Origin of the sequence: Levilactobacillus humaensis (genome assembly GCF_024345185.1) — a bacterium.
GTDB lineage: Bacteria > Bacillota > Bacilli > Lactobacillales > Lactobacillaceae > Levilactobacillus > Levilactobacillus humaensis.
Genome location: NZ_BROB01000067.1, coordinates 1 through 513 on the forward strand (window position 1 = coordinate 1; position 513 = coordinate 513).

Here is a 513-nt window from a genome sequence, read left to right on the forward strand (position 1 = left end):
GGTACTCCTACTCGTAGTGACAACATCATCGGGTAATTGACGGCTACCCGTTTAACTGCCAGGTTTACCCAGCAGTTGTTAGCTTCTTAATCTTTGGTCGTTTGACACCGTTCAACCAATCTTGACCAAGCATCTCAATATTCATAGCCCCTAATCGGTCATCGTTACAACGATACTGACAATGTTTACACCAATACTCGTGAGTGCTATGATGGCGATTGGTTTTCTCAACCAGGCCACATTTGGGACATCTCTGTGAGGTGAATGCTGGATTCACTTTCACGACGATACTTTGAATAGCCTGAGCCTTATATGTTAAGAAAGACTCTAGTTGGAAGAAAGACCAAGAACGATGGCTATTACGCAAGGGCCTAGGTAAATCATCAGTGTTGAATGTCACATTGGTTAGGTCTTCCAAAACAAAGAGCGTATGCGAACCATATGCCGTAACGAGTGTCTTAGCTAGCCGATGATTCACATCGGTCATCCAACGGTTCTCTCGTTGAGCCAGTT

The 513-nt window shown here is 44.4% G+C and carries 1 protein-coding gene; it reads right to left on the reverse strand.

Features of this window, described 5'->3' with window-relative positions:
* Positions 1 to 64 precede the first annotated feature (64 nt).
* A partial coding sequence (locus tag OCU14_RS11235; RefSeq protein WP_261811097.1) for an RNA-guided endonuclease TnpB family protein occupies positions 65 to 513 on the reverse strand: 449 nt, incomplete at its 5' end.